This window comes from Klebsiella sp. Q2 (assembly GCF_009900705.1).
Taxonomy (GTDB): domain Bacteria; phylum Pseudomonadota; class Gammaproteobacteria; order Enterobacterales; family Enterobacteriaceae; genus Klebsiella; species Klebsiella quasipneumoniae.
In genome coordinates, this window is sequence record NZ_JAAABE010000001.1 from 202,532 (window position 1) to 219,660 (window position 17,129).

At 61.7% G+C, this 17,129-nt stretch carries 15 protein-coding genes; 5 read left to right on the forward strand and 10 right to left on the reverse strand.

Features of this window, described 5'->3' with window-relative positions; translation table 11 throughout:
- Positions 1-98: 98 nt before the first annotated feature.
- From tyrR to pspA, 7 genes are all read right to left on the reverse strand, one after another.
- On the reverse strand, positions 99-1,640 hold the full coding sequence (tyrR, locus tag GT756_RS01035) for a transcriptional regulator TyrR (RefSeq protein ID WP_004203915.1): 1,542 nt from the start codon (positions 1,638-1,640) through the stop codon (positions 99-101).
- Positions 1,641-1,866: 226 nt separating this feature from the next.
- Positions 1,867-2,928 (reverse strand): YcjF family protein, encoded by a 1,062-nt coding sequence (locus GT756_RS01040; RefSeq protein WP_017900790.1) that lies wholly within the window; start codon positions 2,926-2,928, stop codon positions 1,867-1,869.
- Positions 2,925-4,322 (reverse strand): YcjX family protein, encoded by a 1,398-nt coding sequence (locus tag GT756_RS01045; RefSeq protein ID WP_017900791.1) that lies wholly within the window; start codon positions 4,320-4,322, stop codon positions 2,925-2,927. The genes GT756_RS01040 and GT756_RS01045 overlap by 4 nt, the downstream gene beginning before the upstream one ends.
- A 102-nt stretch (positions 4,323-4,424) precedes the next feature.
- Positions 4,425-4,643 (reverse strand): phage shock protein PspD, encoded by a 219-nt coding sequence (gene pspD, locus GT756_RS01050; protein WP_002901915.1) that lies wholly within the window; start codon positions 4,641-4,643, stop codon positions 4,425-4,427.
- Positions 4,644-4,671: 28 nt separating this feature from the next.
- Positions 4,672-5,031, reverse strand: coding sequence for an envelope stress response membrane protein PspC (pspC, locus tag GT756_RS01055; RefSeq protein WP_004203911.1), 360 nt, complete (start codon positions 5,029-5,031; stop codon positions 4,672-4,674).
- Complete coding sequence (pspB, locus tag GT756_RS01060) at positions 5,031-5,255, reverse strand: envelope stress response membrane protein PspB (RefSeq protein ID WP_002901911.1); 225 nt, start codon at positions 5,253-5,255, stop codon at positions 5,031-5,033. The genes pspC and pspB overlap by 1 nt, the downstream gene beginning before the upstream one ends.
- 55 nt (positions 5,256-5,310) lie before the next feature.
- Positions 5,311-5,979, reverse strand: a complete 669-nt coding sequence (pspA, locus tag GT756_RS01065; protein ID WP_004203910.1) for a phage shock protein PspA — start codon at positions 5,977-5,979, stop codon at positions 5,311-5,313.
- A gap of 152 nt (positions 5,980-6,131) precedes the next feature.
- Here pspA and pspF point away from each other — a divergent pair, with 152 nt between their 5' ends.
- Positions 6,132-7,121 (forward strand): phage shock protein operon transcriptional activator, encoded by a 990-nt coding sequence (gene pspF / locus GT756_RS01070; RefSeq protein WP_074195238.1) that lies wholly within the window; start codon positions 6,132-6,134, stop codon positions 7,119-7,121.
- On the opposite strand, the gene GT756_RS01075 is transcribed toward pspF, so the two are convergent.
- Entirely contained in the window at positions 7,112-8,503 is a 1,392-nt protein-coding gene (locus GT756_RS01075; RefSeq protein ID WP_065697054.1) for an MFS transporter, read from the reverse strand. The two genes, pspF and GT756_RS01075, sit on opposite strands and share 10 nt — an antisense overlap.
- A 25-nt stretch (positions 8,504-8,528) precedes the next feature.
- On the reverse strand, positions 8,529-9,698 hold the full coding sequence (locus GT756_RS01080; RefSeq protein WP_032455885.1) for a M20 aminoacylase family protein: 1,170 nt from the start codon (positions 9,696-9,698) through the stop codon (positions 8,529-8,531).
- 171 nt (positions 9,699-9,869) lie between these two features.
- Between GT756_RS01080 and GT756_RS01085 the strand changes: the two genes are divergently transcribed.
- Positions 9,870-12,191, forward strand: a complete 2,322-nt coding sequence (locus GT756_RS01085) for a helix-turn-helix domain-containing protein (protein ID WP_065697053.1) — start codon at positions 9,870-9,872, stop codon at positions 12,189-12,191.
- On the opposite strand, the gene GT756_RS01090 is transcribed toward GT756_RS01085, so the two are convergent.
- Positions 12,158-13,000 (reverse strand): helix-turn-helix transcriptional regulator, encoded by an 843-nt coding sequence (locus GT756_RS01090; RefSeq protein WP_025999299.1) that lies wholly within the window; start codon positions 12,998-13,000, stop codon positions 12,158-12,160. The two genes, GT756_RS01085 and GT756_RS01090, sit on opposite strands and share 34 nt — an antisense overlap.
- 107 nt (positions 13,001-13,107) lie before the next feature.
- Here GT756_RS01090 and GT756_RS01095 point away from each other — a divergent pair, with 107 nt between their 5' ends.
- The 3 genes from GT756_RS01095 (at position 13,108) to sapB (ending at position 16,957) form a co-directional block, all read left to right on the forward strand.
- Positions 13,108-14,016, forward strand: a complete 909-nt coding sequence (locus GT756_RS01095) for an SDR family oxidoreductase (protein ID WP_074440907.1) — start codon at positions 13,108-13,110, stop codon at positions 14,014-14,016.
- Positions 14,017-14,351: 335 nt separating this feature from the next.
- Positions 14,352-15,995, forward strand: coding sequence for an ABC transporter substrate-binding protein SapA (gene sapA, locus GT756_RS01100; RefSeq protein ID WP_004203901.1), 1,644 nt, complete (start codon positions 14,352-14,354; stop codon positions 15,993-15,995).
- On the forward strand, positions 15,992-16,957 hold the full coding sequence (gene sapB / locus GT756_RS01105; RefSeq protein WP_017900865.1) for a putrescine export ABC transporter permease SapB: 966 nt from the start codon (positions 15,992-15,994) through the stop codon (positions 16,955-16,957). The genes sapA and sapB overlap by 4 nt, the downstream gene beginning before the upstream one ends.
- The last annotated feature ends 172 nt before the right edge of the window (positions 16,958-17,129 follow it).

A 17,129-nucleotide genomic window follows, 5' to 3' on the forward strand; every position in this document is an offset into this window, starting at 1 on the left:
TGCACCACCCCGGAAAAAGAATTAAAAAACCAGTATATACAGGTTTGGCCCGCTTTGCAGGCCGAATGCCGGCGACATAGGTCGCCGGCCTGGCGGGATTATTCGTCGCCCTTTTTCTGACTCAGGCCATATTCACGCAGCTTATTAGCGATGGCGGTATGCGACACCCCCAGCCGCTTCGCCAGCTTACGGGTGCTGGGGTAGCTGCGATAGAGCTGGGTTAGCACCGAGCGCTCAAAACGGCGGGTAATGTCGTCCAGCGACCCTTCCATGGCCTCCTCGCCCACCGGCAGCGAGGCGACGTCGTGATCCGGCAGCAGAATGTCCTGCGGACGCAGTTCGAATCCTTCCAGCTGGGTTAGCGCGCGATAGACAGCATTTTTCAGCTGACGAACATTGCCGGGCCAGCTGTAGCGGGTAAGCACCGTACTCAGGTCGGCGGAGAGCTTCGGCCGCGGGATCCCCTGCTCATCAGCAAAGCGGGCAACAAACAGCTCCGTCAGCGGCATAATGTCCTGCGGGCAGTCGCGCAGCGGCGGCAGATACAGGGTCAGGACGTTGAGGCGATAGTAGAGATCTTCGCGGAACAGTCCTTTCTGCACCAGCTCGACCAGGTTTTTCTGCGTCGCGCAGATCACCCGCACATCGACGTGTACTTCATGATCCTCGCCGACGCGGCGGAAGGTGCCGTCGTTGAGAAAGCGCAGCAGCTTGGTCTGCATTCGCGGCGACATCTCGCCAATTTCATCCAGCAGCACCGAACCGCCGTTGGCCTGCTCGAAGAAGCCTTTTTTGCCCTGCAGGGCGTCGCCGAACAGTTCGCTCTCGACCGCGTCCTCGGGAATGGAGCCACAGTTAAGCGCCAGATAGGGTTTGCCCGCCCGCGGGCTGGCCAGATGGCAGGCATGCGCCAGCAGATCTTTGCCGGTGCCCGTATCGCCGACAATCAACAGCGGCGCGCTGAGCATCGCCAGCTTGCGCGCTTGCTCCACCACGTGGCGCATTTTCGGCCCCACCGCGAGGATCTGACTGAAGGCGCTGGTGTCCTGGCTGGTCATGGTCTGCAGCTGCCGTCCCATGCGCACGGTTGAGCGCAGCATCGCCACGGCGCCGGTCAGCACTCGCTCGTTATGCTCCCCTTCCAGATAGACCGGGGTCACTTCCAGCAGGTAGTTCTGCCCGTTCACCACCACATGCTCCGCATGCGTCTCCTGCGGGCTACTTTCCAGCCAGCGCTGGACGTTGAAATCGGCGATCAACTGGGCCACCGGATGGTTACGCAGCTTCGCCTGGCTTTGGCCAAACAGCAGGCAGCTGGCGGGGTTGGCCAGTTCGACCCTGCCTTTGGTATCCAGCGACAGCACCGGCTCCGGCATCGCCACCAACAGCGCGCTGAGCGCAAGATGTTCACGCTCAGATGGCATCCACGGCACGGTGCGCACGTCTGTCACGCCGGCGATACGGCGGATCTCCGCCATCAGGCTGCTGAAGGTGGCGAACTCCAGTTCGGCAAAATTGAGGTAGATACGGCCAATAGGGTCAATATCGATACCACGCAGATCAATGCCGCGCAGCACCAGCAAATCGAGCAATTCACGAGTCAGACCGAGGCGGTCTTCACAAAAGACTTCAAGACGCATGGGAGTGTTCACCCTAAAAGTGCCAATGACCGGAGAATAATAGGCCAGGAATGGACTTTCGGGAAGCTAACTGTCAACAATTATTGACAGTGTGGCGGAAAAATGGGCGCTGCGCCGTAAAGTCAGGCGGTCAGTGGTGAAATTAACGCAGGGCGAGCCGGGATTCAACATAACCTCAAGGCCGGGCAAGGCGAAGCCGCCGCCCGGCAATGTCTCTGAGCGGAGGTTACTTCTCCGGACTGGTTTTGCTTTTCTGCAGGGTTTCTTTCAGCTGGCCAATCAGCTCACGACGAAAATCGCCGAGCCGCGGTTTATCATCGGCGAGCCACGGCAGCGGGCGGCACAGCTCCATTGCCTTAATCCCGAGGCGGGCGGTGAGCAGGCCGGCGCCGATGCCCTGCGCGGCGCGCGCCGACAACCGGGCCGCCAGATCCTGCGACATCCAGTCCATGCCCACCTCGCGCACCAGTTCGCTGGCGCCGGCGAAAGCGATATTCAGCAGCACCAGGCGAAACAGGCGCAGGCGGCTGTAATACCCGAGCTCAATGCCGTACAGGGTGGCAATCCGGTTGATCAACCGCAGATTGCGCCAGGCGATAAACGCCATATCCACCAGCGCCAGCGGGCTGACGGCGATCATCAGCGTCGACTCCGCCGCCGAACGGCTGATTTCCCGCCGCGCCTGAGCATCAAGCACCGGCTGCACCAGTTGGGCATAGAGGCTGACCACTTCCCGGTCGCTTTGCGTTTCGTGGATGGCGGCATACCAGCGCTGCAGCGCCGGATGCGACTGATCCAGCCCGGCCTGCTGCGCCAGCTTCTCACAAAAGGCTTTCCCTTTACCGACCGCGTGACTGTGCAGCATATCGCGGGCTTCATCGCGTTCGTGGGCGCGCTGGCGCAGTCGCCACAGGCGGCGCCACTCGGTGGCCACCGATCCGACGCCGGCGCCGACGATCAGTGCCCCGGCGACGCAGCCGCCCAGCGCAATCCAGTCCTGGGTCTGCCAGGCGTTGGCGGTCCACTGCACCCCTTGCGCCACGACGCTGACGCCGAAGATCGCCAGGCCAGCGCTGACCATCCGCCGCCACAGACTGCGTTTCGGCCGCAGCACTGACTCCACCACCGCCTCTGCCGCCCCCTCTTCCTCTTCGCCGGTCACCAGACGCGCCGGCGCGAAGTTATCGGCTTCCAGTCGGTCGAAGGCGCGAGCGCTTTTCAGCGGCGGCGTTTTTTCCGCCTGCAGCGGGCCATCAAAATCAATCCGCGGTTTTAACGGTTCGCTCATCGCAGTTTATCTCCAATCAAAAATTCCAGCGCCGCGTCGAGGCGTATGTGCGGCAAGGGCCGATCGACATCCATGACCTGCGGACGAAAGTTTTCAAACTGAAAGCCCTGCTGCTGCCAGAAGGCCTGGCCCGGCAGGCGCGCCGGCACCTCGCCGGGATAGATGGTCAACGGCTGGCCGTCGCTCAGCCGATTGCCGCGCAGGGCGGGAATTTTCTCGCCGTTCAGCTCAATCAGCCCGCTCTGGGTCGCCTGAATGGACGCCAGCCCCAGGCAATCCATACTGATCCCCTCGAAGGCGGCATTCTGCCACGCGTCCTGGATCAGCTGCTGCAGGAGCGACACCATATTGCTGTGCTGATCCACCGTGACGTGGTCGGCTTTGGTGGCGGCGAACAGCAGCTTGTCGATGACCGGCGAAAACAGCCGGCGAAATAAGGTGCGCTGCCCGTAATGGAAACTTTGCATCAGCTGGGTCAGCGCCAGGCGCATATCGTTAAACGCCTGCGGCCCGCTGTTGAGCGGCTGCAGGCAGTCCACCAGCACAATCTGCCGGTCGAAGCGCAGGAAGTGCTCTTTGTAGAACCCCTTCACTACCTTTTCGCAGTAGTACTTATAGCGTTCGCGCAGCATGCCGGCGTTGCTGTGTTTATCAGCTTGCGCCAGCTTGGCTTCGCCGACGGCGTCGACGTCTGGCCATGGGAAGAACTGTAGCGCCGGCGCGCCGGCCATTTCGCCGGGCAGGACAAAGCGCCCGGGCTGGATAAAGTGCAACCCTTCACGCTTACAGGCGTGCAGATAGTCCGTCCAGGCGGCGGCGATGTCGGCCAGACGGGCCTCGTCGGCAGGAGCCAGCGGATCCAGCCCCGCGCATAGCTGCCGCCAGCGGGCCGACCACTCTGCACGCTGTCCCTGCAGGAGTCCGGTCATCTGCCGCGACCAGCTCAGATAATCCTGCGCCAGCATCGGCAAATCGAGCAGCCACTCCCCCGGATAGTCGACAATCTCCAGATACAGCGTGGAGGTGTCTTTAAAGTGGCGCAGCAGGGAGTCATTGGAACGGTAGCGCAGCGCGAGACGGATCTCGCTCACGCCGCGCGTCGGGGTTGGCCACATGGGCGGCTGGCCGTACAGCTGGGCCAGCCCTTCATCGTAGGTGAATCGCGGAATGCCGAAGTCCCGCTGCGGCACGCGCTTGACCCCAAGCAGTCGCTCTTCGCGCGCGGCGCTCAGCAGCGGCAGGCGGGCGCCGGTGTGAATATTTAGCAGTTGGTTGACCAGCGCGGTGATAAACGCCGTTTTGCCGCTGCGGCTCAGGCCGGTCACCGCCAGGCGTAAATGCCGGTCAACCCCGCGGTTGACCAGCGCATTCAGTTCAGTTTTCAGTCGCTTCATCGCCAGTCCGTTATGCCCTGAAGGTGTGTCTCGTCATCATAAGCTATCCGCCGGGAATAAGCAGGACAACGTTAATCCTTTTGCGCCTTCCCCACGGCGGCGTTATTTCATCCCGCGCGTGACGCGGTTGGCCAGCCGGCTGAGCAGCGGCTCCAGCGCCACCGCCAGCAGCATTTTCAGCGGCCGCCGCGCGACCGATTTGACCGCCCAGCCGGCAACGCCCGCCGGGCCATAACGCAGCGCGGTCAGCAGCGCCAGCTTACCGACGATTTTCAGACCGGGCTTCACCTGCTGCCCGGCGCGTTGCCATTTGCTATTCATGCGTTGCCTCACTCGTTAACAACAGGGTTTACAGCTGACGAAAGCGGCTGCGCAGCGTGAAGGTGTCGGAGGTGACGTACCGTTCCATCTCACGCAGACGCTGTTCGCCGGAGGCCAGTTCGGCATCCACGGCGGCCAACAGATCGCCATTGCTCGGCGCTTTATGGCCGTACAGCTCACTGTCCGGCATCGGGTCCAGGGCGAAGGTCAGAATGATGTAGGCCACCAGGACGAAGAAAAAGAGGCCAAAAATCATCGCCAGCACGGTAATCAGGCGCACCAGCTTCACCGGGACGTCAAGATGCTGAGCAATGCCCGCGCAGACGCCCTTCACCATTCCGCGCTGCGGAATACGCCACAGTTTTTTATTCAGATCCAGTCCAGCCATTATTTGTCTCTCCAGTTCGGATGTTCGGCATCCAGGATCGCTTCCAGCGCCTGAATGCGCTCGCGCATCCGCTTCGCGTCATCGGTCAACTGCAGCAGCCGTTGCTGCTCATTTTGCGTCAGACTGCCGTTGGCGCCGCGATTGTTGTAGTGCAGCCATAGCCAGACCGGCAGAACAAACAGCACAAACAGCGTCAGCGGAATGGCGAGAAAAAGCATGCTCATGTGTACTCCTTACAGGGGGTGAGCCGCGGCGCAACGCCGCGCCGCGCAATCGTACTTACTGGTTGGACTGATTCATTTTGGCTTTCAACGCCGCCAGCTGCTCGCTGATTTCATCGTCCGCTTTCAGTTCGGCAAACTGCTGATCCAGCGTCTGCTGCTTGCCAAAGCGGTGGCTCTCCGCTTCCGCTTCCATCTGATCGATGCGACGCTCAAAGGATTCAAAGCGCGCCATCGCCTCATCCAGTTTACCGCTGTCCAGCTGGCGACGCACATCGCGCGACGAACTCGCCGCCTGATGACGCAGCGCCAGCGCCTGCTGACGAGCGCGGGTTTCGCTGAGTTTGTTCTCCAGCTCGCCAATCTCTTTCTTCATCCGCGCCAGCGTTTCATCCACCAGCTGCACTTCGTGGTCCAGCTGAGCAATAAGGTCGGTCAGCTTCTGTTTTTCGATCAGCGCCGCCCGGGCCAGATCCTCTTTCTCTTTGCGCAGGGCCAGCTCGGCCTTTTCCTGCCATTCCGCCTGCTGGGCGACCGCCTGCTCAATACGACGGGTCAGCTGTTTCTTTTCGGCCAGCGCGCGGGCCGACGTGGAACGTACCTCAACCAGCGTGTCTTCCATCTCCTGGATCATCAGACGCACCAGCTTTTGCGGGTCCTCAGCTTTCTCCAGCAGGGAGTTGATGTTGGCGTTCACGATGTCGGCAAAACGAGAAAAAATACCCATAATTTCAGTCCTCATAGTTCTGGTTGCAGGCATTCACCTGTGGGTTAGCTAATACAAATGGCGTGCCAACTTTTTATCTTATTGATTTTAAACAGAGTGGTTGCGAATTGCGCAGGGCATTGCTACATTCACCTGGTTAATCCCACTATTTAATGGCGAAATTCATCATGGCGCAGTACAAGGATAATCTGCTGGGCGAGGCCAACAGCTTTCTCGAGGTGCTGGAACAGGTTTCCCGACTGGCTCCGCTGGATAAGCCGGTGCTGGTCATCGGCGAGCGCGGTACCGGGAAAGAGCTTATCGCCAACCGTCTGCACTACCTCTCCGCCCGCTGGCAGGGGCCGTTTATCTCGCTGAACTGCGCGGCGCTGAACGACAATCTGCTCGATTCGGAACTATTCGGCCACGAAGCCGGGGCCTTCACCGGCGCCAGCAAGCGCCATCCCGGGCGCTTCGAGCGCGCCGACGGCGGGACGCTGTTTCTCGATGAGCTGGCGACAGCCCCAATGCTGGTGCAGGAGAAGCTGTTAAGAGTGATTGAATATGGCGAGCTGGAGCGCGTGGGCGGCAGCCAGCCGCTGCAGGTTAACGTCCGGCTGGTGTGCGCCACCAACGCTGACCTGCCGCGGATGGTGGAGGAAGGCCACTTTCGCGCCGACCTGCTCGACCGTCTCGCCTTCGACGTGGTGCAGCTCCCGCCGCTGCGCGAACGGCAGAGCGATATCATGCTGCTCGCCAACCAGTTTGCCATTCAGATGTGCCGTGAGCTCGGCCTGCCGCTGTTTCCCGGATTCAGCGAACGTGCCACAGCCACGCTGCTCGGCTACCGCTGGCCGGGGAATATTCGTGAACTGAAGAACGTCGTCGAGCGCTCGGTCTATCGCCACGGCGACAGCGAGCACGAGCTGGACGCCATTATCCTCAACCCTTTCCGTCAGACCGCCGCCTCCGAGCCGGAGACCGTGTCCGGGGACGAGCTGCCCGCCCTGCCGCTGGATCTACGCGATTTTCAGCTACAGCAGGAAAAACGCCTGCTGCAGCGGAGTCTGCAGCAGGCGAAGTATCATCAGAAGCAGGCGGCGGAGCTGCTGGGGTTAACCTATCACCAGCTCCGCGCGCTGCTGAAAAAGCATCAGCTGTGAGAAGTGCGCGGCAGCAGCAGCGCGCTCACCGCCATCGCCCCCAGGCATAAGGCGGCGTTGAACCACAGGGCATACTGGGCGGCATGGGCCATGCCCAGCGGCAAAAACAGCGCGAAAAGTGACGCCGTCACGGCAATGCCCATCGCCCCGCCCAGCGAGCTGCCCATCTTGTAGATCCCCGAGGCGACGCCAATTTTGTTCTCCGGCGCGTTGGCCACCGCCGTATCCGTTGACGGCGTGGCGTAGCAGCCCAGCCCGAGGCCGAACAGCACGTTGCTGGCGAACACCACCCCGATATACAGCGCCTTATCGAGGAAGGTGCAGGATATCAGGCCGATGGCGATGGCGGTCAGCACCGGGCCGGCCATCATCGGCAGCCGGGCGCCATAGCGCTGCAGCAGCTTCTCGCCGACCCGGATCATCGCCAGGACGGTGACCAGATATCCGAGGGTCATCATTCCGCTCTCCAGCGGCGTCAGGTGGTGCCCTTGCTGTAGCCAGATGCTGGCGATCATCATGGTGCCAATCGCCCCGTTGAGCAGAAAGTTCGACAGCACCGCCGCACCGTAGGCCCGGTTGCGAAACAGCGCAAAATCGATCAGCGCTGCCTCGCCTTTGCGCAGCCCGCTGCGAATAAACACCGCGCCAGCGATCAGCGCCCCCGCCAGCATGGTCAACGACAGCGGACTGGCCCAACCCCAGCCGTGGCCTTTGCTGATAAACAGGTTCACCAGCACCAGCCCGACGATCAGGCTCAGCAGGCCGCCAACGTCCAGCTTATGCTGGCTGGCGCTGGAGCTGCGGCTCTCCGGCGTGCCGCGCAGCAAAAACAACGCCAACAGAGCGACGGCAATGGAGAAGACGAAGATCCAGCGCCAGCCCAGACCGGTGGCGATAGCTCCGCCAACGAAAGAGCACAGGCCGCTGCCGCCCCACGAGCCGATGACCCAGAAGCTGACCGCCCGCTGCCGCGCACGCCCCTCATACCAGGTCTTAATCAGCGCCAGCGTCGCCGGCATAATGCACGCCGCCGACAGTCCCTGCAGCACCCGGCCGGCGAGGAACAGCCCCGGCCCCTGGGCCAGTACCAGCATGGCGCTGCCGATGATGCTCAGCCCCAGTCCGAGGGCGGTCATCCGCATGCGGCCAAACTTGTCCGCCAGACCGCCGCTGGCCACCACGAAACAGCCGCTGAACAGCGCGCTGAGGCTGACGGCCAGGGTTAGGGTCTCAAGGGAAATATCAAGACTGCTTTTCATCGCCGGCACGACGTTAATCACCGACTGGGCAAACAGCCAGAAGGTTAAAACGCTCAGCACAATCCCTACCAGCAGACGATCGCTGCCGACAAAGGAGGTGTCGCTTACGGTGACAGTGCTCATTGCATGGCCCTCCCGTTTCCGGTGATTAACGCAGATAGTGTTCCGTCAGGCCGCACCACAGCGCCGCCCCGCTTAGCAACAGCGCGTCGTTGAAGTCATAGCCCGGGTTATGCACCATGCAGCGATCCGGCTCGTCCCCAGCGCCGATAGTGAAATAACTGCCGTGGGGGTGCTGCTCCAGCATGAAAGCGAAATCTTCACTGCCCATAAACGGCTTCACCTCGCCCACCTGCTCTGCGCCAAACAGCGCTGTCGCCACCTCCCGCACCATAGCGTTTGCCGCCGGATCGTTACGCAATACCGGGCTGCCGTTGACGTGGGTCAGCGTGGCCGTGGCGTTGAAGCTCTCCGCCTGGGCCACGGCGATATCATGGATCCGCTGCAGCACGGTCTCACGTACCTGCTCATTGAGGGTGCGCACCGTGAGCTTCATCAGCACGTGATCGTTAATGATATTGGGCGCATGTCCGGCCTGGATGCTGCCGACGGTCACCACCGCCGGCTCAAACGGGGTGATATTGCGCGAGACGATGGACTGCAGCGCGAGGGTAATATGGCAGGCCACCAGCGTGGCATCCACCGTATGCTCCGGCACCGCGCCGTGGCCGCCAACGCCCTTCACTTCAATATGCAGCGTATCGGAGGAGGCCATCATCGCCCCGTCGCGCAGGCCGATTTTACCCAGCGGCTGACCCGGCATATTGTGCAGGCCGAAGATGGCGTCGCAGGGAAACTGGTCAAACAGACCGTCCTCGACCATTACCCGCCCACCGTACAGTAACTCTTCCGCAGGCTGGAAAATCAGCTGCAGCGTCCCGTTAAACTGGCGTGTGCGCGCCAGATATTCAGCCGCGTAGAGCAGCGTAGTGGTGTGCCCGTCATGGCCGCAGCCGTGAAAGCGCCCTTCGACCTGGCTTGCCCACGGCTTCCCGCTCCGCTCCTGCATCGGCAGCGCATCCATATCGGCCCGCAGGCCGAGGCGTTTTTTTCCGTGGCCGACGCGCAGCGTGCCCACCACTCCGGTGCCCGCCAGGCCGCGGTGAACCTCGTATCCCCACTCGCCAAGCAGTCGGGCGATCTCGCTGCTGGTCTGATGCTCTTCAAAGCCGATCTCCGGCTGCTGGTGGAACCGGCGACGTAAGGCAATAAATTGCGCCTCGTTGACCTGCAAGGCTTCAAGCAACGGATGTGTCATTTTTTTTCTTCCTGTGTTGTGTTTGCACGACACTTTCGAGTTTATGCGGGTGAAACAGCTTTCAGGCGCGGTTTTTTGTTTTATATTGACGAGAAATCAATGAGTGTTTTTCATACATATCGGTTATGACAAAAAACAACCGGTTGCTTTTTGTCGACAGAGGAGAGCCATGTGGAGCAGCATTCAGGCGACTTTAGCGTCACCGTGCGCGATGTGCGTCAGCTGAGCCAGCCGGAAAGCGATCTGCTGACGCTGCTGTGGGTGCTGGAAGGGAGCGTAAATCTAACGGAGGCGGAAGGTGCGCCGCAGCAGCTTGCCGTCGACGAGCTGGCGATCGTTAACCGCAACCGTCGCTGGAGCCTGCGCAGCGCCGGGGGCAACGCGGTGATGATCCTGACCCTCGCCGCCAGCTGGCTGGCCCGCCTCGACACCACTTTTTTTGCCGTCGACTACCAGATATCGCCGCGCACCCGGGATGCCGATGACGGCCTGCGCCGCCTGATGCGCCAGCTGCTGGTGAGCGGTCTGGTCAATCATCCCGGCCATTACCGGCTGGAGGCCAACCGCTGGTTGAGCGAGATAGCGCTGCTGCTGGCCACGCGCTTCAGCCAGCCCATCGTCTCCACGCCGCGGCGCGATTCAGAAAAATGGAGCCGGAGGATAGCCAGCGTGGTGGCGCGGATCGACGCCAACTATCAGCGCCGTCTCTCTTTACAGGAGGTGGCGGCCGCAGAGTTTGTCTCCGAGGCCTGGCTGTCACGCCTGTTTCACAAGGAGGTTGGGGTCAGTTTTGTTCAGTACCTCACCGCGCTGCGCCTGCGCCACGCCGCCGACCAGCTGTTAACCACCCGCAAACCCGTTCAGCAAATTGCCCGCGAACAGGGGTTCGCCAGCACGCGAATGATGAGCGATCTGTTTAAGCGCCACCATGGCGTGACGCCGCGCCAGTATCGCGAGCAGTCCCCCCGGGAGCCTGGCCGACCGCGCCCGCCGCAGGGAGATCGCTGGCAGCCGGTGGCCGTGGACCGGCTCTACGCCCGCCTTAATGAGCCGGAACCACCCGACAGGGAGAGCCAGCCGCTGCTGATCAATCCGCCGCAAACCCGGGAGATCAACCTGCACCAGCGACCGGCGCGCGCCGCAGTGCTGCGCCATACCCGGATGGTGGTGACCGTGCGCGAGCTGGACGATCTACTGCGGGAGGACGTGCGCCGCGAGCTGGAGCAGTTGCACCGCGTCCTGCCTGTGTATGCCATCGATATCAACGACGCCTTTCTCAGCAGCCGCCTGTTCGGCACCGGCTGGGACGATCCGCAGATGGCTGGCTACGCCTGCTGGTACAACCTGCAGCAGATCTTCAGCTGGCTGGCGGTGATGGGCTGGCAGGTGATCCTGCATACCGGGGTCACCACTCGCAGCGACCTGCTGCAGCGCTTCCTGCAACTCGCTGCCAACCATTTTCCGCCGGCGACGCTCAGCAGTTGGCGCTTTGTCTGGCACTGGTCGCCGCAGGCGAGCGAAGCGGCCCGCCAGGCCGCCTGGCGGCAGCAGCGCGAGGTTCTTCACCGTCTTCTGCCGCAGCCGCAGCTGGGGATCTGGCACCGCTTTGCCGCCAGCGCGCCCGGGGACGATTCCCTGTTCCACTCGCCGCTGCTGGCGGAAGCCGATTTTCTCGCCTGCCAGGCGGATGCCAATGAACAGCTCGATCTGGCCCAGGCGGACAGCAGCAGTCTGGCCTCCTGCGAGCACTATCCGGCGCATAAGCTGCGGCAAATCCACAGCGCCCTGCGTCAACGGCAGCTCAACCTGCCGCTATGGCTGCTCTCGTGGAATACGCTGACCGGCGATACGCGGGACACTAACGGGCGCTTTTTTCGCGGCGCGCTGTTGATGGATAATCTGCTGGGGGTCGCTGACCAGGTCTGGCTGGCGGGCTTCTGGTTAAATTCCGGCCTTCAGGGCGAAGCCCGCGCCAACGGCAAGCTGGATACCTCCAGCCTGGCGCTGCACTATCTGCACGGGCTGCCGCGCCCGGTTTACTGGGTGCTGTGGCTCTGGCGACGGCTGCGCGGCGAGATCCTGTTCCACGACAAAAACCTGCTGCTGCTTCATCATCAGGGGCACTACCAGCTGCTGCTGCGCAATACGGTGGTCTACAACCCCTGGCTCTCCAGCGAAGCGGCTTTTATTCAACGCTTCAGCCAGCCGTACAGTGTGCGGCTGCAGGGGCTCAAGGGCCGCTGGCGCGTCAAACAGCACCTGTTCGATCAGCACCACGGCGCGCTGTTCCCGCTGGTGGACGCCTTTCGCAGCCGCAGCGGCCCCGACGCCGAAGATTATCAGTGGCTGATGCATCAGGCTCGTCCGGCGCTCAGCGTGGAGGAGGCCCGGCTCGATGGCCACTGGCTGCGGGTCGACTCGCTGGAGAGCAACGCCCTGGCGCTGTACGAATTTACCCCTCAACTCTCCCCCGGCGAGGATCCTGACGCCTGAAGCAAACCGTGAATTTTGCGCTGGCTCTCCGTCGTCGCCGGGTTGAAAACCAGCAGCGACAGATCGGGGCGGCCTTCCACGGCAAAAGAGGTGAACTCCAGATCGAGCGGGCCCATCTGCGGGTGGTTAATGCGCTTATAGCCTTCGCCGTGGCCGGCGACGTCATGGCTTTGCCAGAAACGGGCGAACTCGACGCTTTGCTGGCTGAGCTCCGCGATCAGCTGGTCAGTTTCTTTTGTGGCGCCCATCCGCGTGACGTCGGCGCGGAAGGCGTTAACGATAAGCTGCCCCACCGTCTGCCAGTCCTCCAGGGTGCAGCGGGCCTCAGGCCGGGTAAACAGGCGGCGCAGCACGTTGCGCTCCGCCAGCGGCAGCTGGCCGTAGTCGGTCAGCACCCTCGCCGCCGCCGTGTTCCAGGCGATCACGTCCCAGCTGGCGGAACGGATAATCGCCGGAATGGTGAAGGCGTCCAGCACCCGCTGCAGCCGCGGCGTCATATCATCCGTGACCGTCAAACGGGTCTGCGGCGGATGGCCAAAGGCGAGAATAAACAGATGTTCGCGCTCCGGGGTGGTCAGCCGCAGACCGCGGGCGATCCGCTCCAGCACCTCGCGGGAAGGCGCCCCGCCGCGGCCCTGTTCAAGCCAGGTATACCAGGTCGGGCTGATGCTGGCCAGCTGGGCGACCTCTTCACGACGCAGGCCCGGCGTGCGCCGGCGTCCCGCCGGGAAGCCAAACGTCGCCGGGTCGAGACGCTGACGCCTGGCGCGGAGAAAATCACCTAAAGCATGATTGTCAAAAGTGTTCATCATCTGCCTGTGAGTCTGCCTGTTAGAATTTATACCCCGATAATGTCTCTACTTTTATAGTATGACATCGTGGGTAGGATACGCCTGAAAACCCGTTCAGGAGGTTCATGATGCGTATATTTCTTACCGGTGCGAGCGGATTTATCGGCTCGCGTATTCTTCCGTCGCTGCAGGCGTCGGGTCATCAGGTTATCGGCCTCGCTCGCAGCGACGCTACGGCGCAGGCCCTGGAAGCGGCAGGCGTCGAGGTGCATCGCGGCACGCTGGATGCCCCCGATTCGCTGCTGGCGGGCGTCGAGCGCGCCGACGCGGTGATCCATACCGCTTTCGACCACGACTTCAGCCGCTTTGCCGCCAACTGCGAGAAAGACCGCCAGGCGATCCTGACCATGGGCCAGGCGCTGCGCGGCAGCGCGCGGCCGCTGGTCATCACCTCCGGCACGCTGATGGGCGACGACGGGAGCGGCGCCCCGGCCCGCGAGTCGTGCTTTAACGCAGCGCACCCCAGCCCGCGCACCGCTTCAGAGCTCGCCGGCCAGCAGCTGCTGGAGGCGGGAGTGGACGTCCGGGTGGTTCGCCTGCCGCAGGTGCATGACACCGTGCGCCAGGGGCTGCTGACCTGCTATATCGAGCGCGCGGTCGCCAGCGGCGCGGTGGCCTTGCGCGGCGAGGGGAACAACCGCTGGTCCGCCGCCCATGTCGATGACGTCGCGCGCCTGTACGTCAGCGCCCTGCTGCAGGGCGCTGCGGGCGAACGCTACCATGCGGTGGCTGAAGAGGGGATCGCGTTACGAGAGATCGCCGCAGTCATCGCCCGGGGTTTAAATCTGCCGCTGACCCAGTTGGATGAGACGCAGGCCGACGCCTGGTTCGGCTGGTTTGCCCCCTTTACCGCCCTTGAGCTGCGCGCCAGCTCGGCATGGACCCGCGAGCGATTGCAGTGGCAGCCGGTCGGCCCCGGGCTGCTGGAGGATTTACGGAATATGGATTACCAAAAAGTGACGTTGTCACAATAAGCGAAGACGTTCCGCCCCTTTATTACATCCGACGGGTAGGGTTAGCCGCCCGTCGGACCATCTGCTTTCTCCCCGCTATACTAAAGCTATTTCCCGGCGCTGGCGCCGTTTCCACCGTCTTGTCAGCCGCGGCCAAACAGAGCTGACTGGCGATATCGGCGATAAAAAGTTACCATGTTTCATTATACAGACTCGGTTCCGCGACTATTTTAATCAAGTGACTGAATACTATACGCCCCCGGTAACCGCATTATCCCTCAGGCTTGTTGAAGGCGGTGGTGAATGTCTATGAATCTTAATAAGATAGAGTTCAACTCTATAATCAAACAGAAAATATGCGCCTGAAATTGTCATCTCTCCTGGCAGCGGTTTCCCTGCTGTGTGGGCAGGCTTTTGCCGCCCCTGCGCTTCCCGACCGCGCCGATATTCGCGACAGCGGTTTCGTCTATTGCGTCAGCGGCCAGGTGAATACCTTTAATCCGCAGAAAGTGAGCAGCGGACTGATCGTCGATACGCTGGCTGCGCAGATCTACGATCGCCTGCTTGACGTCGACCCTTATACCTATCGGCTGGTCCCCGAGCTGGCGGAGAGCTGGGAAGTCCTTGATAACGGCGCCACCTACCGTTTTCACCTGCGTCGCCACGTCCCGTTTCAACGCACGGCATGGTTCTCCCCGACGCGGGATTTCAACGCCGATGATGTGATCTTTACCTTTGGCCGCATCTTTAACCGCGATCACCCTTGGCACAGCGTCAACGGCAGCAGCTTCCCCTACTTCGACAGCCTGCAGTTTGCCGACAGCGTGGAAAGCGTCCGCAAGCTCGATAATCAGACCGTGGAATTTCGCCTCAAGCGGCCGGATGCCTCATTCCTCTGGCATCTTGCCACCCACTATGCGTCGATTACCTCTGCCGAATATGCCGCCCGCTTAACGCAGGACGATCGTCAGGAACAGCTCGATCGCCAGCCGGTGGGCACCGGCCCGTTCCAGTTGTCCGAGTACCGCTCCGGACAGTATGTACGCCTTCAGCGCCACCCCGGCTACTGGCGCGGCAAACCGTTGATGCCGCAGGTGGTGGTCGACCTCGGCTCCGGCGGTACCGGCCGCCTGTCAAAACTGCTGACCGGCGAATGCGACGTGCTGGCCTGGCCGGCCGCCAGCCAGTTGACGATCCTGCGTGACGACCCGCGCCTGCGCCTGACGCTGCGTCCGGGGATGAACATTGCCTGGCTGGCCTTCAACACCGCCAAGCCGCCGCTGGACAACCCGGAGGTGCGCCACGCGCTGGCGCTGGCTATCAACAACCAGCGCCTGATGCAGTCCATCTACTACGGCACCGCGGAGACGGCGGCGTCGATGCTGCCGCGCGCCTCCTGGGCCTATGATAACGACGCTAAGATTACCGAATATAATCCCCAGGAGGCCCGTGCTCGTCTGAAGGCGCTGGGGCTGGAAAATCTCACCCTCAAGCTGTGGGTTCCCACCAGCTCGCAGGCGTGGAACCCCAGCCCGTTGAAAACAGCCGAGCTGATCCAGGCAGATATGGCGCAGATTGGCGTCAAAGTAATCATCATGCCGGTGGAGGGGCGCTTCCAGGAGGCGCGGCTGATGGACATGAACCATGACCTGACGCTCTCCGGCTGGGCGACGGACAGTAACGATCCGGACAGTTTTTTCCGGCCGCTGCTGAGCTGCGCGGCGATCGCCTCGCAAACCAACTTTGCCCACTGGTGTAACCGGGAATTTGATGACGTGCTGCAAAAAGCGCTGCTCTCGCAACAGCTCTCCTCGCGGATGGACGCTTACAAAGAGGCCCAGCGCATCCTCGCCCGTGAACTGCCGGTCCTGCCGCTGGCCTCGTCGCTGCGGTTGCAGGCCTATCGCTATGATATGAAAGGTCTGGTGCTTAGCCCCTTCGGTAACGCTTCCTTCGCTGGCGTATCGCGGGAGAAAACCGAAGAGGTGAAAAAACCATGATTATTTTTACCCTGCGCCGTCTGCTGCTGCTGTTGGTCACCCTCTTTTTTCTGACCTTTGTCGGCTTCAGCCTGAGCTACTTCACCCCACATGCCCCGCTGCAGGGCGCGACCCTGTGGAATGCGTGGCTGTTCTGGTTTGAAGGGGTACTACACTGGGATTTTGGCGTCTCCAGCATCAACGGCCAGCTGATTTCCGAGCAGTTGCGCGAAGTGTTCCCGGCGACCATGGAGCTGTGCATCCTCGCCTTCGGCTTTGCCCTGCTGATTGGCATTCCGGTGGGGATGATCGCCGGTGTGATGCGCAACAAATGGCCCGATACCCTGATCAGCGCCGTTGCGCTGGTCGGTTTTTCGATCCCGGTCTTCTGGCTCGCGCTGCTCCTGACCCTCTTCTTCTCCCTGACCCTCGGCTGGCTTCCGGTCTCCGGCCGCTTCGACCTGCTGTATGAGGTGAAAAACGTCACCGGTTTCGCGCTGATCGACGCCTGGCTTTCGGACTCGCCGTGGCGCCATGAGATGATCGTCAGCGCCGCCCGGCATATGGTACTGCCGGTGCTGACCCTGGCGGTAGCCCCTACTACCGAAGTGATCCGCCTGATGCGCATTAGCACCAGCGAGGTCTATGACACCAACTACGTCAAGGCGGCCGCCACCCGCGGCGTGTCGCGACGCAAAATTCTACTGCGCCACGTGCTGCACAACGCCCTGCCGCCGGTGATCCCGCGCCTCGGCCTGCAGTTTTCCACCATGCTCACCCTGGCGATGATCACCGAGATGGTGTTCAGCTGGCCCGGACTGGGCCGCTGGCTGATCAACGCCATTCGTCAGCAGGACTACGCGGCGATCTCCGCCGGAGTAATGGTGATTGGCGCGCTGGTGATTATTGTCAACGTGATTTCCGATATTCTCGGTGCCATGGCTAACCCACTGAAACATAAGGAATGGTATGCCCTACGATAGCACCTACAAAATAAATAATTTTGTCAATTAAAAACAATGATTTATATTTTTAATATTATGCAATCATTCTGATTTTAATACACAATTTTGTACACATTGTTTTTGACGTCATCTCCGACAGTCATCAGTTAGATGGCTGTCGGAGTTCCCTTCCTGCGTTTCCTCCACACCT